Annotated in this window: 15 protein-coding genes and 1 pseudogene; 9 read left to right on the top strand and 7 right to left on the bottom strand. The window is 66.4% G+C overall.

The genetic code is table 11. The annotated features are described in order from the left end of the window. Both V3B48_RS05880 and V3B48_RS05875 read left to right on the top strand, forming a co-directional pair. Positions 1-233, top strand: a pseudogene (locus V3B48_RS05880) (IS110 family transposase); the annotation flags it as partial. Positions 234-321: 88 nt separating this feature from the next. Then, positions 322-804 (top strand): YajQ family cyclic di-GMP-binding protein, encoded by a 483-nt coding sequence (locus tag V3B48_RS05875; RefSeq protein ID WP_329893377.1) that lies wholly within the window; start codon positions 322-324, stop codon positions 802-804. A gap of 35 nt (positions 805-839) precedes the next feature. On the opposite strand, the gene V3B48_RS05870 is transcribed toward V3B48_RS05875, so the two are convergent. From V3B48_RS05870 to V3B48_RS05860, 3 genes are all read right to left on the bottom strand, one after another. Next, on the bottom strand, positions 840-1,934 hold the full coding sequence (locus V3B48_RS05870) for a helix-turn-helix domain-containing protein (protein WP_329893376.1): 1,095 nt from the start codon (positions 1,932-1,934) through the stop codon (positions 840-842). A gap of 157 nt (positions 1,935-2,091) precedes the next feature. Further along, on the bottom strand, positions 2,092-3,219 hold the full coding sequence (locus tag V3B48_RS05865) for an NAD(P)-dependent alcohol dehydrogenase (protein ID WP_329893375.1): 1,128 nt from the start codon (positions 3,217-3,219) through the stop codon (positions 2,092-2,094). Positions 3,220-3,236: 17 nt separating this feature from the next. Continuing rightward, the gene (locus V3B48_RS05860; RefSeq protein ID WP_032129026.1) at positions 3,237-4,703 is read right to left on the bottom strand and encodes a benzaldehyde dehydrogenase; all 1,467 of its coding nucleotides are present in this window, start codon (positions 4,701-4,703) and stop codon (positions 3,237-3,239) included. 193 nt (positions 4,704-4,896) lie between these two features. Here V3B48_RS05860 and V3B48_RS05855 point away from each other — a divergent pair, with 193 nt between their 5' ends. Together V3B48_RS05855 and V3B48_RS05850 are read left to right on the top strand one after the other, a co-directional pair. After that, entirely contained in the window at positions 4,897-5,463 is a 567-nt protein-coding gene (locus tag V3B48_RS05855; protein ID WP_032129027.1) for a DUF1415 domain-containing protein, read from the top strand. Further along, positions 5,460-6,263 (top strand): SDR family oxidoreductase, encoded by an 804-nt coding sequence (locus V3B48_RS05850; RefSeq protein ID WP_329893374.1) that lies wholly within the window; start codon positions 5,460-5,462, stop codon positions 6,261-6,263. Before V3B48_RS05855 ends, V3B48_RS05850 begins: the two co-directional genes overlap by 4 nt. Before the next feature lie 168 nt (positions 6,264-6,431). Here V3B48_RS05850 and V3B48_RS05845 read toward each other — a convergent pair whose 3' ends face one another. After that, positions 6,432-8,462 carry a M3 family metallopeptidase gene (locus tag V3B48_RS05845; protein ID WP_329893373.1) on the bottom strand — a complete coding sequence of 677 codons (2,031 nt, stop codon included), beginning with the start codon at positions 8,460-8,462 and terminating at the stop codon, positions 6,432-6,434. Positions 8,463-8,632: 170 nt separating this feature from the next. Here V3B48_RS05845 and V3B48_RS05840 point away from each other — a divergent pair, with 170 nt between their 5' ends. Continuing rightward, a complete protein-coding gene (locus tag V3B48_RS05840) occupies positions 8,633-9,037 on the top strand; it encodes a hypothetical protein (protein ID WP_032129032.1) in 405 nt (134 codons plus the stop codon). Positions 9,038-9,095: 58 nt separating this feature from the next. On the opposite strand, the gene V3B48_RS05835 is transcribed toward V3B48_RS05840, so the two are convergent. Next, positions 9,096-10,208 carry a PLP-dependent cysteine synthase family protein gene (locus V3B48_RS05835; protein ID WP_285301735.1) on the bottom strand — a complete coding sequence of 371 codons (1,113 nt, stop codon included), beginning with the start codon at positions 10,206-10,208 and terminating at the stop codon, positions 9,096-9,098. A 122-nt stretch (positions 10,209-10,330) separates the two neighbouring features. Between V3B48_RS05835 and gloA the strand changes: the two genes are divergently transcribed. Both gloA and V3B48_RS05825 read left to right on the top strand, forming a co-directional pair. Then, on the top strand, positions 10,331-10,849 hold the full coding sequence (gene gloA, locus V3B48_RS05830; protein WP_071228879.1) for a lactoylglutathione lyase: 519 nt from the start codon (positions 10,331-10,333) through the stop codon (positions 10,847-10,849). Positions 10,850-10,941: 92 nt separating this feature from the next. Next, positions 10,942-11,370, top strand: coding sequence for a VOC family protein (locus V3B48_RS05825; RefSeq protein ID WP_032129035.1), 429 nt, complete (start codon positions 10,942-10,944; stop codon positions 11,368-11,370). A 67-nt stretch (positions 11,371-11,437) separates the two neighbouring features. Here V3B48_RS05825 and V3B48_RS05820 read toward each other — a convergent pair whose 3' ends face one another. Further along, positions 11,438-11,869 carry a CBS domain-containing protein gene (locus tag V3B48_RS05820; RefSeq protein WP_006394252.1) on the bottom strand — a complete coding sequence of 144 codons (432 nt, stop codon included), beginning with the start codon at positions 11,867-11,869 and terminating at the stop codon, positions 11,438-11,440. 447 nt (positions 11,870-12,316) lie between these two features. Further along, entirely contained in the window at positions 12,317-14,155 is a 1,839-nt protein-coding gene (gene glmS, locus V3B48_RS05815; protein WP_049399202.1) for a glutamine--fructose-6-phosphate transaminase (isomerizing), read from the bottom strand. 203 nt (positions 14,156-14,358) lie between these two features. On the opposite strand from glmS, the gene V3B48_RS05810 reads away from it, so the two are divergent. Together V3B48_RS05810 and V3B48_RS05805 are read left to right on the top strand one after the other, a co-directional pair. Then, positions 14,359-15,636 (top strand): efflux RND transporter periplasmic adaptor subunit, encoded by a 1,278-nt coding sequence (locus V3B48_RS05810; protein ID WP_049399200.1) that lies wholly within the window; start codon positions 14,359-14,361, stop codon positions 15,634-15,636. A 35-nt stretch (positions 15,637-15,671) separates the two neighbouring features. Further along, positions 15,672-16,397: an ABC transporter ATP-binding protein gene (locus V3B48_RS05805; protein ID WP_032129038.1), complete on the top strand. Its 726-nt coding sequence runs from the start codon at positions 15,672-15,674 to the stop codon at positions 16,395-16,397. Positions 16,398-16,399: the final 2 nt, after the last annotated feature.

The raw sequence follows: 16,399 nt of genomic DNA, 5'->3' as shown, positions 1-16,399 counted from the left end.
AGGGCGCGCCAGTGCTGCGCCAGATGCTCTACATGGCCGCCATGGGGCTCAAGCGGTGTCGTCGGGGGCAACCGCTCTACGACGAGCTGTCAAAACGCGGTCACCCCAGCACCGCCGTCTTCAACATCCTGGCCAGAAAGCTGGCCAGGATCGCCTGGGGTGTCTTCAAAAGCGGCCGGGACTTCGATCCGGCCATGCTGAAGGTGGGTCAAGCCTGCTTCCAGCAGGCTTGACCACGAACATAGGATCTCGACTCTACAAAGCGGGCATGCAGGCCGGCACGATAGAATGGCCACCACTGAATCCTGCGGAGCCTCGCCCATGCCTTCCTTCGACGTCGTGTCCGAAGTCGACACCCACGAGCTGACCAACGCCATCGACCAGGCCAACCGCGAACTGGCCACCCGCTTCGACTTCAAGGGCGTGGACGCCAAGTTCGAACGCGATGGCGATGTCATCAACCAGACTGCGCCGACCGAGTTCCAGCTCAAGCAGATGAACGACATCCTGCGCGCACGCCTGGCCGCGCGCGGCATCGACGTGCTCAACCTGGAGTTCGGCGACATCGAAACCAACCTGGCCCAGGCCCGGCAGAAGATCACCGTCAAGCAGGGCATCGAGCAGAAGATCGCCAAGAAGATCGCGGCGGCACTGAAGGACGCCAAGCTGAAGGTGGAAAGCCAGATCAACGGCGACAAGCTGCGCGTGCAGGGCAAGAAGCGCGACGATCTGCAGGACGCCATCGCCGTACTCAAGGCCGGCAAGTTCGAGCTGCCGCTGCAGTTCAACAACTTCCGCGACTGATGCCCCCGCCGGGCCCTGCCCGGTGGACTACGCGGTCAATCGCGCAGCAGCTTGTACAGCGTGGTACGCGAGATTCCCAACTGGCGTGCGGCCAGGCTGAGGTTGCCGTCAGCGGCCAGGGCCGCGCGACGCGCGACCTCACGCTGCTGGTCACGCAGCAGCGGCGCGCCTGGATCTGCCGGGGTGCTTCGCACAGTAGACCGGTGCGCCGCGCCCCGCGGCCCCTGCAGACGCTGCAGGTAGACCGCACGGCCCTCGCCCAGCCGGACCCGATGCGCTGCGCCCGGTTGCAGCAGCCGACGCCGTTGCGCCGCACTGGCACCGGCAAACAGCGCTTCCAGACCCAGCAGCGGCAACGGCCCGCGCCGTGGCAGGCCCAGCAGGCGCCGTGCAACGCGGTTGGCTGCACGCAGCTGGCCATCCTCCTGCACCGCCAGCAGTCCCTGCAGCGGTGACGCCAGCCAGCGCGGATCATGTTGCACGGCCAGCAGGTGTACGTCGGTAAGGCTGTGGAACAAGCGATTTTCGCTAGCCAGCGCAGCCTGCCGGAAATAGCCCTGCAGCAGCGCGGGATCGCGCTCGCCAAGACCGGTGATGTCGATCACTCCGCAGACCCGACCGTCGAGATCGTGCAGTGGCTCGCTCAGGCAGAACACCGGCGCGAACCGCTGCAGGTAGTGTTCGTTGCCGCGCACCAGTGCCGGCACATCGTCGGCCAGGCTGACCGCTGGCGCGGTGGTGCCGATCTCGGTCTCGCCCAGCTGTCGCCCGACCTGGATCGGCCGCAGCAAGGGAGCATCTTCCAGCCCGTGGGCCTGCTGGGCGATCACCATGCCGTCGCGGTTGGCGCAGAACATCGTCCAGCCACGCCCACCGAAGGCCGCCCAGAGCTGTTCCAGCTCCGGCTGCACGCAACGCGCCAGGCGCCGGTCATCGGGATGGGACAGATGGCGGCCATCGCCCAGCAGCGGCCGATAGTCCGGCTCCTGCCCCGGCTGCAGGCCCGCCGCGCGCGAACGCAGCCATGACTGCTGCAGCGGCAGCGGCAACACGCCCAATGAGCGCGCATCGCCGTCGGCGAAAGCGGCACGTGCCGCCACCAGTTGTTGCTGCCCGACTGTCGTGGCCATCATGGACGCAGCGTACACCCGCCAGCGGCAACGCCATGTTACGTCTCGGCAACGGAGCGTTTCCGTTTCAAGACGCGTTCAAACAAAGGGGCAGAGCCGTTATGGAAAACGGATCTGCCCCATGCAGGCCAGCGGCCGGCACTACCAACAAGGGAAACTACGCCGCGATGCGCAGCACCGGCTTCAGGGTAATGCCACGGGTACTGTCTTCGGCGGCCTGGTTGATCTGTTCCAGCGGATAGAACTTCACCAGTTTGTCGAACGGGAAGCGTCCCTGCTGGAACAGGGTCACCAGCTGCGGAATGAACACCTGCGGCACACTGTCGCCCTCGACGATGCCGCGGATGCTGCGACCGCCGAGCAGCAGGTTGTTCACATCGAAACTGGCGGTGGTGCCCAGCTTCGGCGCACCGACCACGCCCATCATGCCCAGCCCACCGAGCGCTTCGATGCCAGCGGACAGCACGTCCGGACGACCGGTTGATTCCAGCGCGAAGTCAGCACCCCCACCCGTGATCGCACGCACCGCCTCGACCACATCGGTCTGCCGGCTGTTGACCACGTGGGTGGCCCCCAGCTCCAGAGCAAGCTCCAGGCGCGAAGGCACCACGTCGATGGCAATGATGGTGGTGGCCCCGGCCACCTTGGCCGCCATCACCGCGCTCAGGCCCACCGCACCGGCACCATAGCTTGCAAAACTGCTGCCCGACCGCACCTGCAGCGAGTTGAGCACCGCACCGGCACCGGTCTGGATGCCGCACCCCAGCGGGCCCAGCAGTTCCAGTGGTGCGTCATCAGGCACCTTGATCGCATTGATCTCGCGGGCCAGCGCGTAGGTGGCAAACGAGGACTGGGCGAAGAAATGATCGTGCAGCGGCTGGCCCTGCGCATCGGTGATCGCGGTATGGCCGTGGCCATCATCGCCACCGAAGTTCAGGGCGAAGAAATCCCTGCAGTAAGCACCGTGTCCCCCCCGGCAGGGATTGCAGTGACCACAGGCGCCGTAGGTCAGCACCACGTGATCCCCCGCCTTGAGGTCGCGCACGTTCGGGCCAACCGCTTCGACGATGCCCGCCCCCTCATGGCCCAGCACCGCCGGCAGCGGCACCGGATAGTACTGATCGCGCACGATCAGGTCGGTATGGCACAGGCCGGTGGCCACCACCTTCACCAGCACCTCGTCGTCCTGGGGACCGCGCAGCGTCGCCTGCTCGATGACGAAGGGCTGCTCCTTGCCGCGTACCACGGCGGCGGTGATCTCACGCGTTGCGTTGTTGTCGTTCATCGTGATGGCTCCTTCGATCAGATCGGGTATGCGGGCGCTTCGCCCTTGACGGTCAACCACTGCCACTGGGTGAACTCCTCGCCGTTGGCCGGGCCACCGATGCTGGTGCCGTTGCCGGACGCGCCGACGCCGCCGAAGGGGTTGATCACCTCGTCATTCACGGTCTGGTCGTTGATGTGCAGCAGACCGGTACGCAGGCGCTCGCCGATCTTCAGCGCGCGGCCGACGTTGCTGGACACGATCGCCATCGACAGCCCGTACTCGCTGTCGTTGGCCAGGCGCACGGCTTCGTCGTCATCGTCGAACGGCACCACCACCGCTACCGGCGCGAAGATCTCCTCGCTGAAGGCCGGATTGTCGGCCGCAACGTTGCCGAGCACGGTGGGTGCGAAGAACAGCTCCCGGTGCGTGCCGCCCGCTTCCAGCGTGGCACCGGCCTGCACCGCCTGCTCGACCACGCGTGCAGCATGGTCGCGCTGGCCAGCATTGATCAGCGGGCCGATCGCCACGTCCTCACGTGCCGGGTCGCCTACCTTCAGCGCGTTGGCCTTGGCCACCAGTTTCTGCAGGAACGTGTCGTGGATCTTCCGGTGCACCAGCACGCGGCCGGTCGCCATGCAGATCTGGCCCTGGTGCAGGTAGACGCCCCACGCGGTGTTGGCCACCGCCAGGTCCAGGTCCGCATCGTCCAGGATGATCAACGAATTCTTGCCACCCAACTCCAGCGAAACCTTTTTCAGGTGCTTGCCCGCCGCTTCGCCGACCTTGCGCCCGGCGGCGGTGGAACCGGTGAACTGGATCATCGCCACGTGCGGGTCACTGGTCAGCGCAGCCCCGGCCGCGCCATCGCCGGGCAGCATGTGCAGCACGCCTGCCGGCAGGCCCGCCTGCTCGAACAGGCGTGCGATCACCGCGCCACCACACACTGCCGTACGCGGGTCCGGCTTGAGAACCACAGCGTTGCCCAGCGCGATCGCCGGGGCCACCGCACGCATCGCCAGATAGAGCGGGAAGTTGAACGGCGAAATGACCCCGACCACACCCAGCGGGCGGCGCCGCGCCAGATTCAGCTTGCCCGGCTCGGAGGGCAGGATCTCACCCGTGCTGCGCGACGGCAGTGCGGCGGCCTCGTGCAGCGCCTTGATCGTCACCTTGGCCTCGAAGCCGGCCTTCAGGCGGGTCGAGCCGCTTTCGCGCACCAGCCACTCGACCAGGGTGTCGATGTTTTCTTCGGCCAGACGCGCGGCCTTGCGCAGCACGTCGGCACGCTGTTCGTAGGGCGCCGCCGCCCAAGCCTGCTGCGCCTGTGCCGCGGCAGCCGCCGAACGCGCGATCTGCGCCGGGTCGGCCAGGCCGATCTCGCCCAGCTCCCGGCCAGTGGCCGGTTCAATCACCGGGTGCCGTTGCGGGGCAGCCTGCCAGTGGCCATCAAAGAAGGCGCCGGCCCAGAGGGCGTCCGGCAGCCACGGGGAAGATGCAGTCATGGGTGTCCTCCTGTGTCGTGCATCCATTCCACGCCGGTCGCCCCGGACTGGCAATCGGCCATCCATCGGTAGCGCGCAACGGTTTGAATCTTCAGGAATTTCCAGCTTCGCCACTGTCCAGTTCCTGCACAGTGGACAGCGCAGCACCGGCACACTGCCTACAATGGCGGCCCCGCCAGCCCACGTGCCCGCCATGACCGATTCCCACCTGCCCACCGATGACCCGATCGCCGCCACCCGCCTGTGGCTGGAGCGCATCGTCATCGGCCTGAACCTGTGCCCGTTCGCCAAGGCGGTGTACGTGAAGGACCAGGTCCGCATCGTGCTCAGCGATGCGACCACGCCGGAAGCGCTGGTTGAACAGCTGGCCGAGGAGCTGGTGCTGCTGCGCGATACGCCGGCCGAGCAGATCGACACGACGCTGATCGTGCATCCGCAGGTGCTGACCGATTTCCTCGACTACAACGATTTCCTCGACAACGCCGATGCGGCGATCGAGGCACTGGACCTGCAGGGCATCCTGCAGGTGGCCAGCTTCCACCCGGACTACCAGTTCGATGGCGTGGCCGCGGACGACGCCAGCAACTACACCAACCGCGCACCCTTCCCCACCCTGCACCTGCTGCGCGAAGACAGCGTGGCACGCGCGGTGGATGTCTATCCGGACCCGGACGTGATCGTCGAGCGCAACATCCAGACCCTGGACCGCATCGGTGTGGACGGCTGGCATCGCCGCCTGCGCGGCGAAGACCTGACGTGAGCACGGTGCCGCCGATCGCCGCATGGCCGGCCGCGCCACTGTCGGGCAAGGTTGTGCTGGTCACCGGCGGTGCCAACGGCATCGGCCGTGGTATTGCCCAGGCCGTACTTGGTGCCGGTGGACGCGTGCTGATCGGCGACCTGGACGTGGAGGCCGGAGAAGCGTGTCTGGCGGAATGGCCGCGCGGCGAGGATGCCGCGTTCCAGCGCCTGGACATCACCGACGAAGCCAGCGTGCGCGACTTCATCGCCGTGGCCCAGCAGCGTTTCGGCCGTATCGACGGACTGGTGAACAACGCGGGCATCGCCGGTCCACACGGCACAGGGTTGCAGGATATGGACTGGGACGAGTGGCAGCGCCGGCTGTCGTCACTGCACGGTGCATTCCTGTGCAGCAAGCACACGTTGCCAGCACTGATCGCCAGCGCCGCCGGTGCGATCATCAACATCGCCTCCACCCGCGCCTGGCAATCCGAAGCACACAGCGAAGCCTACGCGGCAGCCAAGGGTGGGCTGGTGGCCTTCACCCATGCACTTGCGATCAGCGCCGGCCCGGCGGTGCGGGTGAACAGCATCAGCCCCGGCTGGATCGGCACCACTGCGTGGCAGGCCCCCTCACGGCGCCACGCGCCGGAATACTCAGCCATCGACCATGCGCAACACCCGGTCGGCCGGGTCGGCCGCCCCGAAGACATCGGTGCACTGGCGGTGTACCTGCTGTCGTCGCTGTCCGGTTTCACCACCGGCCAGGACTTCATCGTGGACGGTGGCATGACCCGGAAGATGATCTACGCCGAATGACCCCAAGGCGCGACGCCCGGTAGAGGCCAACCTTGGTTGGCCTGGGCTTTTCGCCAACCAAGGTTGGCGCCTACCAAGGCGTTACGCCATGTCCGAACATTCCGATAGATCCACGCCATGCGTGGATAACGGTAACGTGCCAACCAAGGTTGGCACCTACCAAACACCTTACGCCATGCCCGAGTGGCGCAGCAGCGCGTCGATCTGCGGTGCGCGGCCGCGGAAGGCCTTGAAGTTCTCCGCCGCCGGGCGGCTGCCACCGCGCGACAGGATCTCTTCGCGGAAGCGCGCGCCGGTTTCAGCCAGCGCCTGCGGTGCTTCCTCGAACGCCGCATAGGCATCGGCGCTCAGCACCTCGGCCCACTTGTAGCTGTAGTAACCGGCTGCGTAGCCGCCGGCGAAGATGTGGCTGAACTGATGCGGGAAGCGGTTCCAGACCGGCGGGTGGTTCACCGCCACTTCCGCGCGCACACGATCGAGCAGTGCCAGAACGCTGTCCTGCGCCGGCTCGAACTGGCTGTGCAGCAGCATGTCGAACAGGCCGAACTCCAGCTGGCGAACGGTCGCCATGCCGCTATGGAAATTGCGTGCGGCCAGCATGCGCTCGTACAGCGCGCGCGGCAGCGGCTCACCCGTTTCCACATGCGCGGTCATGCCCTGCAGGTGGTCCCATTCCCAGCAGAAGTTCTCCATGAACTGGCTGGGCAGCTCCACCGCGTCCCATTCCACGCCGTTGATGCCGGCCACACCCAGTTCGCCGATGCGGGTCAGCAGCTGATGCAGGCCGTGGCCCATCTCATGGAACAACGTGGTTACTTCGTTGTGGCTGAAGGTCGCCGGCTTGCCGTTGGCACCACGGCCGAAGTTGCACACCAGGTAGACCAGCGGCGTCTGCACGCTGCCGTCGGCACGCTCGCGGCGGTTACGGCAATCATCCATCCACGCGCCACCGCGCTTGCCTTCGCGCGCGTACAGGTCCAGGTAGAACTGGCCCACCAGCCCGCCCTGCGCATCGACCAGGCGGAAGAAGCGCACATCCTCGTGCCACACCGGCGCGCTGTCCTCCTGCACGCGCAGGCCGTACAGCTGCTCGATCACCGAGAACAGGCCGCCCAGCACCTTCGGTTCGGTGAAGTACTGCTTCACTTCCTGTTCGGAATAGCTGTAACGCGCCTGCTTCAGGCGATCGGCAGCGAATGCCAGGTCCCAGGCCTGCAGGCTGTCGATACCGAGTTGCTCGCGTGCGAACTGTTCCAGTTCAGCACGGTCCTTGGCCGCGAACGGCTTGGCGCGCGAGGCCAGGTCACGCAGGAAACCGAGCACCTCGGCCGGGTCCTGCGCCATCTTGGTGGCCACCGAATAGTCACCATACGAACCGAAGCCGAGCAGTGCGGCGAGTTCCGCGCGCAGGGCGAGGATGCGGTCGATGTTGCCGCTGTTGTCCAGCGTGTCATCGCCGAATTCGGACGCACGCTGTGCGCTGGCACGGTACAGGATCTCGCGCAGGTCGCGGTCCTCACCCCAAGTCTGCACCGGCAGGTAGCACGGCATCTGCAGGGTCAGTTTCCAGCCAGACTTGCCGTCCTTCTGTGCTGCGGCATGCGCGGCGGCCTTCACGTCTTCCGGCAGGCCGTTCAGTCGCGCTTCGTCCTCGATGATCAGCGACCACGCGTCGGTAGCGTCGAGCACGTTCTGCGAGAACTTCGCCGACAGTGCCGACAGCTCCTCCTTGATCGCCGCGAAGCGCTGCTGTGCCTCGGGCGCCAGCTCGGCACCGCCAAGGCGGAAGTCACGCAGCGTGTTGTCCAGCACCTTGCGCTGGGCCTCGTCGAAGCCCGCGGCCTCCGCGCTGGCGGCCAGTGCCTGGTACTGGCGGTACAGCGCCAGGTTCTGGCCCAGCGCACTGGCGAAGCGGGTCACCCGCGGCAGGTTGCTGTTGTAGGCCTCACGCAGTTCCGGGGTGTTGACCACGCCCTGCAGGTGGCCGACCAGGCCCCAGGCGCGCCACAGCCGCTCGGTGGCATCGTCCAGCGGGGCAACGAAGGTCTCCCAGCGCACCGGCTGCACCTGCTCGGCCGCGCTGACGGCGGCTTCGGCCTCGGCCAGCAGCACGTCCAGCGCCGGCGCCACGTGCTCGGGGCGGATGGCCTCGAAGCGCGGCAGGCCGGAAAAATCGAGCAGGGGGTTGGCAACGGTCACGGTAGATCTCCAGGGTACGGGCCCGGCGGGCGGGCAGCATGCAAGATATGGCGCTGGCAGGCGGGGCTGACAAGGGGGCACGGCCCGGCATTCACGTCGGCCTTACGGTCCCGCGCTGAAGCTCTGGCTGCGGGGGAGTCCGCAGCGGTACGCACCGAACGAGGCCCTACATGGAAGGTCTGGCTGCAGTTGCATCCGCCTCACCGGCCCGGTCACTGGCATTGTCTGCCAGCCCGGCCGAACTGACCTGGATCGCCGCATTGTGCGATGCCGGCGACGACGCCCCGCGTCACCTGCAGCAACTGCAGGCAGTGCTGCAGCAGGGCGGCATGTTCAACGATGCCCAGGAGTGGTACCCGTTCGAGGTGATCGAACGTGGCGCCAGCCAGCTACGGCTGGGCCATGAGCGCGAGTTCGTGATCTGCGTGCTGCTGTGGCTGCAGGCGCTGGCCCAGGGCCGTGCCAGCATCCTGGACCCAAGCCTGCATCTGGATGATCGCGCGATGGACATCGAGGCCTTGCCCGATGCGCTGCGAGATGCAGTGCTGGATGCGTTCACCGCGGCGGGGTATTGATCGGGGTACGACACACCGCTGCGCTCGCCGGGCATGGCCCGGCGGAAACGCCTGCCGGCTACAACGCTTCCAGGCTGCACCACGGCAGTTCGGGCAGTCCCTGCCCAGCCACCGCCGCTGCCAGCTGTGCATCGGCGCCGTCGACATCGATGCCCTGGCGCGCGTACCACGCCGGGTCGTAATAGCTCTGCGCGTAGCGCTCGCCACTGTCGCACAGGATGCTGACAATGCTGCCCTGGTGGCCCGCGTCTCGCATCCACTGCGCGGCCTGCAGCACACCGATGAAGTTGGTGCCGGTGGAGCCACCGACACGGCGGCCGAGCTGGCGGCTGACATGGCGCATCGCGGCCAGGCTCAGCGCGTCGGGCACCTTCACCATCGCATCGACGCTGGTCGGGATGAAGCTCGGCTCCACCCGCGGCCGGCCGATGCCTTCCACGCGCGAACCACCACTGCAGGTCAGGCCACGCCAGTCCTGCTCACCGGCCACGGCGGCCTGGTAACCGTCGAAGAACACCGACACTTCCGGGTCTGCACAGAGGATGCGGGTGTCGTGCCGGCGGTAGCTGACATAGCGGCCCAGCGTGGCCGCAGTACCGCCGGTACCGGGGCTGCACACGATCCATTCCGGAACCGGGCTGGGCTCCTCGGCCATCTGCTTGAAGATGGACTCGGCAATGTTGTTGTTGGCGCGCCAGTCGGTCGCCCGCTCGGCATAGGTGAACTGGTCCATGAAGTGGCCACCGGTTTCGCGGGCCAGCTTCTCCGATTCACCGTTGAGTTCGCAGGCGCGCTCGACCAGGTGGCAGCGGCCCCCGTGGAACTCGATGGCGGCGATCTTCTCCGGCGAGGTCGTGGCCGGAATCACCGCGATGAACGGCACCCCCAGCAGGCGCGCGAAATAGGCTTCGGAGACGGCGGTCGAGCCGCTGGAGGCCTCGATCACCGGCCGTCCTTCGCGCAGCCAGCCGTTGGTCAACGCATACAGGAACAGCGAGCGCGCCAGCCGGTGCTTGAGGCTGCCGGTGGGATGGCTCGATTCATCCTTCAGGTACACATCGATGCCCGCGAACCCGGGCAGCGCCAGCGGGATAAGGTGGGTATCGGCGGAACGGTTGAAATCGGCTTCGATCTTGCGGATGGCGGCAGCCACCCATTCACGCTGCGACATGGCGGGCAATGCTCAGAACGGAACGGTGCGATCCGCCCATTGTACGTCGCGGTGCCGTCAGGTGACGGCCGGTAGAATGGCCCCATCCGGCCAGCAACGGCCCTGTCTGAAGGACCTCCCCCATGACCATTCCCGCCCTGCGCGATGTCCCCGGCGTCGCCGCCCAGGCCCCGGCTGAGACCACCGGCTTCGTGTTCAACCACACCATGCTGCGGGTGAAGGACATCACCGCCTCGCTGGACTTCTACACCCGCGTGCTCGGCTACCAGCTGATCGACAAGCGCGACTTCGCCGAAGCCCAGTTCAGCCTGTACTTCCTGGCCTACGTACCGGCCGGCGCGGTGGTGCCGGAAGACGACAGCCAGCGCCGCGTGTGGATGGCCGGCCTGCCGGGCGTGCTGGAACTGACCCATAACCACGGCACCGAAACCCAGGACGGCGCGGTCTACCACGACGGCAACAGCGACCCGCGCGGCTTCGGCCACATCTGCGTGTCCGTGCCGGACATCGAAGCCGCCTGCCAGCGCTTCGAGGACCTGGGCGTGACCTTCCAGAAGCGCCTGACCGACGGCCGCATGAAGAACCTGGCCTTCATCAAGGACCCGGACGGCTACTGGGTCGAGATCATCGCCAACGTCTGACCCAAAAAGGGGACGGAGGGGATTAAGTCGTTTCTGGCACTATTGGCTGGAAGCGACTTAATCCCCTCCGTCCCCTTTTTTGCGAGGTTCGTATGGAAACGATGGAACTGCACCGTGGCCGCCTGATCGACCACATCCAGCTGGTGGTGCGCGACCTGGCCGCCAGCCGGCGCTTCTACCAGGCGGTGTTCGATACGATCGGCATCCCGATCGCCGGCGAAGGCGAGGATTACTTCTGGGCCGATGAGCTGTTCATTTCCAGCGCCAGCAGCGAGGCCGCCGCCGGCCAGCTGACCGGGCGCCACCATCTGGCCTTCCAGGCACGCGACAGCGCCACCGTCGATGCCTTCCACACCGCGGCCATCGCCGCCGGAGGCAAGGACAACGGCGCGCCCGGCGAGCGCCCCTACCATCCCGGCTACTACGGCGCCTTTGTGCTCGATCCGGATGGCAACAACATCGAAGTGGTCTATCACGGTCCGGCGAACTACAGCGCCGATTCGGTGAAGGTCACTTTCTGATATCACCGAAGCCGTGAACGAAGAAGCCGGGCAATGCCCGGCTTCTCTGCATCCAAGGGTCCAGCCCTCAGTGGGCGGCCATGTAGATGTCCTGCAGCACGGCCTTTTCCAGCTCCAGCTCGCCCAGCAGGTTCTTCACGATGTCGCCCAGGCTGAGGATGCCCACCAGCAGGGTGCCTTCGGTGACCATCAGATGACGGCGCCGCGAGTATGTCATCAGCGACATGGCCTGCTTCAGGGTCGCTTCCGGCGCAATACCTTCCAGGCCGGTGGACGGCAGGCTGGAGATCACCCGGCGGCCGGCCTGCGGGCCGTCGTCGGCCAGGGTGCGCACGATGTCCTTCTCGGAAATGATGCCGACCGGGGCATCGTCCTTCATCACCACCAGCGCAGCGATCTTGTTCGCGCTCATCTTGTGGGCGGCGGCACCGATAGTGTCTTCGGCGTCGATGGTGATGACAGCTTCTTTCTTGGATTGCAGGAGTTCGCGGACGTTCATTCTTGTTTCCTGGTGCAGGTCACTGAAGTCAAAAAAGTGTGCTCTTCCGATACGCCCCCTCCCCGGGAACAGACCTTTCAGCGCACGTCTGGCGCACCCGGCTGCCGGTGGAAATGGATCGGCAGACGACGTGCTGCAACGCGAACGAGGTGGGTTCAACCGCTCAACCCGGCCCTCGGTCAAATCGATTCTACGACTGCGACCATCGGTCACTACCGGCATCGATAGGACAGTTCGTCGTGGGAACCAACTGACGATCCAGAGAATGGCACCGCGGCTGAAACCGCCGCTGAATACAGGCGATGCCGCGCATTAAAGATTGATTGCCTGCTGCCGACGGCGGACAGAACACCCGGCGGCTGTCCCACTTGGCACGACCACCGGCGCAAACGAAAGGGGCCCACGTGGGGCCCCTTTCGCATGCAGCTTCCAGCGGTTCCGGCGGAGTTACTCCACCGTCACGCTCTTGGCCAGGTTGCGCGGCTTGTCCACGTCGGTGCCACGTGCCAGTGCGGTGTGGTACGCCAGCAGCTGCACCGGGATGGTGTGCACGATCGGGCTGAGCACGCCGGCATGGCGCGGCGTACGGATCACATGCACGCCTTCGGACTCGTTGAAATTGCTGTCCTGGTCGGCGAATACGAACAGCTCGCCGCCGCGCGCGCGTACTTCCTGCATGTTCGACTTCACCTTCTCCAGCAGGCTGTCGTTGGGCGCGATCACCACTACCGGCATGTCCTCGTCCACCAGCGCCAGCGGGCCATGCTTCAGCTCGCCCGCCGGATAGGCCTCGGCGTGGATGTAGGAGATTTCCTTGAGCTTGAGCGCGCCTTCCAGCGCGATCGGGTAATGCAGGCCACGACCCAGGAACAGTGCGCTGCTCTTGCGCGCGAAACGCTCGGCCCAGGCGGCGATCTGCGGCTCCATGTTCAGCGCGTGCTGCACGCTGCCCGGCAGGAAGCGCAGCTGCTCCAGGTAGTCCGCTTCCTGCGCCGCGTCGATGCGGCCATGCAGCTTGCCCAGCACCACGGTCAGCTGGAACAGTGCGGCCAGCTGGGTGGTGAAGGCCTTGGTCGACGCCACGCCGATCTCGGCGCCGGCACGGGTGTAGCAGACCAGCTCGCTGGCGCGCGGAATCGCGCTTTCCGGCACATTGCAGATCGACAGCGTGTGCTTGTGGCCCAGCGACTTGGCGTACTTCAGCGCTTCCATCGTATCCAGCGTTTCGCCGGACTGGGAGATGGTGACGATCAGGTGCTTCGGGTTGGCATACGCGGCGCGGTAGCGGTACTCGCTGGCGATCTCCACGCTGCACGGCAGCCCGGCGATGGCTTCGATCCAGTAGCGCGCGGTCAGGCCGGCGTAATAGCTGGTGCCGCAGGCGATGATCTGCACGCCTTCGATGCCTGACAGCACGGCCTCGGCATTCTTGCCGAACAGTTCGGCCGGGAAACCACCGGCGTCGATCGCTGCCTCGATGGTGTCGCCCAGCGCGCGCGGCTGCTCGTGGATTTCCTTCTGCATGAAGTGGCGGTACGGGCCCAGCTCCAGCGATGCCAGCGATACGTCGGACAGGTGCACCTCGCGCTCGATCGGCTGGTCATGCTCATCGAAGATACGCACACCGTCGCGGCGGATCTCCGCGGTGTCGCCCTCTTCCAGGAAGATCACCTTGCGGGTGGCCGAGATCACCGCCGAAACGTCGGACGCCACGAAGTTCTCGCCCTCGCCCAGGCCGATCAGCAGCGGGCAGCCCATGCGCGCGCAGACGAAGCGTTCCGGCTCCGCGCGGCTGACCACGGCCAGTGCGTAGGCACCGGTCAGCTCCTTCACCGTATGCTGCAGCGCCACCAGCAGGTCGTCGCCGTCCTTCAGGTGGTGATGGATCAGGTGCGCGATGACTTCGGTGTCGGTCTGCGACTCGAAGGTGTAACCCAGGGCACGCAGCTTCTCGCGCTGCTCCTCGTGATTTTCGATGATGCCGTTGTGCACCAGCGCCACGCCGTGGCTGATGTGCGGATGCGCGTTGGCCTCGGTGACACCACCATGGGTGGCCCAGCGGGTGTGGCCGATGCCCAGCACTGCATTGAAGCCCTCGGCCTCGGCCGCAGTGGCCATTTCCGACACACGGCCGGTACGACGCACGCGGCGCACATCCGGCCGTTCGGCATGGTCGATCACCGCGATGCCCGAGGAATCGTAACCACGGTACTCAAGGCGCTTCAGGCCTTCGATCAGCACCGGCACTACGTCGCGATCAGCGATCGCACCCACGATTCCACACATGTCACGCGTTTCCTTGAAGACGATCGCCGCATTCTAGCCTGCGGGCCCGCGCTCCCCCTCCTGTCCGCTTAATGAAAGTGTCCGGAAAGGTGTCCGCGGACACCCGGACACTTCAGGGCGCCTCCCAACCCATTGACCCACAAGGAAATAAAGTTGGCACGCTACGTGCTTGGTACCCACTACCACCGTCAGGCACGCACCCGATGATCCGCGACACCTCCGCACAGGACCAGATCGTTTCCTCCGCCCCGGCCGGCACCACCCGCGCCAACTGGCAGCGTTACCGCTGGCCGGCACTGGGCGCCATCGCGCTGCTGGCCGGCATCGGCTGGGCCGTGTACGCCTGGTCCAACGCCAGCCGCTCCTACGACAGCAGCCGCGTGCGCATCGCCGAAGTGAAGCGCGGTGACCTGGTCCGCGACATCGCCGCCGACGGCCGCGTGATCGCCGCCAACAGCCCGATCCTGTACGCCATCTCGGCCGGTACCGTGGACCTGAAAGTCGTTGCCGGTGACGTGGTCAAGAAGGACCAGGAGCTGGCGGTCATCGACAGCCCGGAACTGCGCAGCAAGCTGGCCCAGGAGCAGGCCACCCTGGCCGGCCTGGAAGCCGAGGCCAGCCGCGCCGCGCTGGACGCCACCCTGGCCCGCGCCAAGTCGCGCAAGGAAACCGACCAGGCCACCATCGAGCGCCAGGCCGCCGACCGCGACCTGCAGCGCTACCAGCGCGGTTACGACGGCGGTGCAGTACCGCAGATCGATCTGGCCAAGGCCAAGGACTCGCTGAAGAAGGCCGATATCACCCTGGCCAACGCCACCACCGATGCCCGCCTGCAGAGCCAGGGCGCGGACCTGGACGCCCGCAACAAGCGCCTGCTGGCCGACCGCCAGAAGGCGGTGGTGGCCGAGGTGCAGCGCCAGGTGGACGCGCTGACCCTGCGCGCACCGTTCGACGGCCAGGTCGGCCAGGTGCAGGCCGTCCAGTCCACCAACCTGGCCGCCAATGCGCCCGTGCTGGGCGTGGTCGACCTGTCCAAGTTCGAGGTCGAGATCAAGGTGCCGGAGAGCTTCGCTCGCGACCTGGCGATCGGCATGCCGGCGCAGCTGACCGGCGGCAACGGCAAGCCGTTCCCGGGCGAGATCAGTGCGGTGTCGCCGGAAGTGGTCAACGGCGAGGTCAACGCCCGCGTGCGCTTCGCCAGCGCGCAGCCGGAAGGCCTGCGCCAGAGCCAGCGGATGTCGGTGCGCGTGCTGCTCGACACCCGCAAGGACGTGCTGAAGGTCGAGCGCGGCCCGTTCGTCGAACAGGGCAACGGCATCGCCTACGTGATGGATGGCCGCACCGCAGTGCGGCGTCCGGTGGAACTGGGCGTCAGCAGCCTGGGCGAAGTGGAAATCAAGTCGGGTGTGCAGCCGGGCGACCGCATCGTGGTCTCTGGCAGCGACCTGTTCAAGGACGCCGAACGCGTCTCCGTCAACTGATACCTGATACCTGAATCCTGGAGAGAGGACACCCCATGTACATGCTCGAAATGCGTTCGGTCGCCAAGGTCTTCCGCACCGAACAGGTGGAAACCCACGCACTGCGCTCGCTGGAACTGCAGGTCAAGGAAGGTGAGTTCGTCGCCGTCACCGGCCCGTCAGGCTCCGGCAAGACCACCTTCCTCAATATCGCCGGCCTGCTGGAAACCTTCACCAGCGGCACCTACATGCTTGACGGCCAGGACGTGAGCACGCTGGGCGATGATGCCCGCAGCCGCCTGCGCAACCAGAAGATCGGTTTCATCTTCCAGGGCTTCAACCTGATCCCCGACCTGAACCTGTTCGACAACGTCGACGTGCCGCTGCGCTATCGGAAGATGAGCGCCAACGAGCGCCGCGAACGTATCGAGAAGGCGCTGAGCCAGGTCGGCCTCGGCTCGCGCATGAAGCATTATCCGAATGAACTGTCGGGTGGCCAGCAGCAGCGCGCGGCCATTGCGCGTGCGCTTGCCGGCAGCCCGCGCCTGCTGCTGGCCGACGAACCGACCGGCAACCTGGACACACAGATGGCCCGCGGCGTGATGGAACTGCTGGAAGAGATCAACGCTGCCGGCACCACCATCGTGATGGTCACCCACGATCCGGAACTGGCCGCGCGCGCGCAGCGCAACGTGCACATCGTCGATGGCCAGGTGACCGACCTGGTGCGCGAGCCGGTGCTGGCCACCCCGCCGCGCCACATTGTCGCCGTCAACGAGTGAGG

It is taken from the genome of Stenotrophomonas sp. SMYL20, from assembly GCF_036320045.1.
Classification (GTDB): Bacteria; Pseudomonadota; Gammaproteobacteria; order Xanthomonadales; family Xanthomonadaceae; genus Stenotrophomonas; species Stenotrophomonas maltophilia_A.
This window is presented reverse-complemented; position numbering and strand designations above follow the sequence as displayed.

Coding starts and splice junctions, on each gene's coding strand:
- V3B48_RS05875 (WP_329893377.1), top strand. CDS start 322: ATGCCTTCCTTCGACGTCGTGTCCGAAGTCGACACCCACGAGCTGACC.
- V3B48_RS05870 (WP_329893376.1), bottom strand. CDS start 1,934: ATGGCCACGACAGTCGGGCAGCAACAACTGGTGGCGGCACGTGCCGCT.
- V3B48_RS05865 (WP_329893375.1), bottom strand. CDS start 3,219: ATGAACGACAACAACGCAACGCGTGAGATCACCGCCGCCGTGGTACGC.
- V3B48_RS05860 (WP_032129026.1), bottom strand. CDS start 4,703: ATGACTGCATCTTCCCCGTGGCTGCCGGACGCCCTCTGGGCCGGCGCC.
- V3B48_RS05855 (WP_032129027.1), top strand. CDS start 4,897: ATGACCGATTCCCACCTGCCCACCGATGACCCGATCGCCGCCACCCGC.
- V3B48_RS05840 (WP_032129032.1), top strand. CDS start 8,633: ATGGAAGGTCTGGCTGCAGTTGCATCCGCCTCACCGGCCCGGTCACTG.
- V3B48_RS05835 (WP_285301735.1), bottom strand. CDS start 10,208: ATGTCGCAGCGTGAATGGGTGGCTGCCGCCATCCGCAAGATCGAAGCC.
- gloA (WP_071228879.1), top strand. CDS start 10,331: ATGACCATTCCCGCCCTGCGCGATGTCCCCGGCGTCGCCGCCCAGGCC.
- V3B48_RS05825 (WP_032129035.1), top strand. CDS start 10,942: ATGGAAACGATGGAACTGCACCGTGGCCGCCTGATCGACCACATCCAG.
- V3B48_RS05820 (WP_006394252.1), bottom strand. CDS start 11,869: ATGAACGTCCGCGAACTCCTGCAATCCAAGAAAGAAGCTGTCATCACC.
- glmS (WP_049399202.1), bottom strand. CDS start 14,155: ATGTGTGGAATCGTGGGTGCGATCGCTGATCGCGACGTAGTGCCGGTG.
- V3B48_RS05810 (WP_049399200.1), top strand. CDS start 14,359: ATGATCCGCGACACCTCCGCACAGGACCAGATCGTTTCCTCCGCCCCG.
- V3B48_RS05805 (WP_032129038.1), top strand. CDS start 15,672: ATGTACATGCTCGAAATGCGTTCGGTCGCCAAGGTCTTCCGCACCGAA.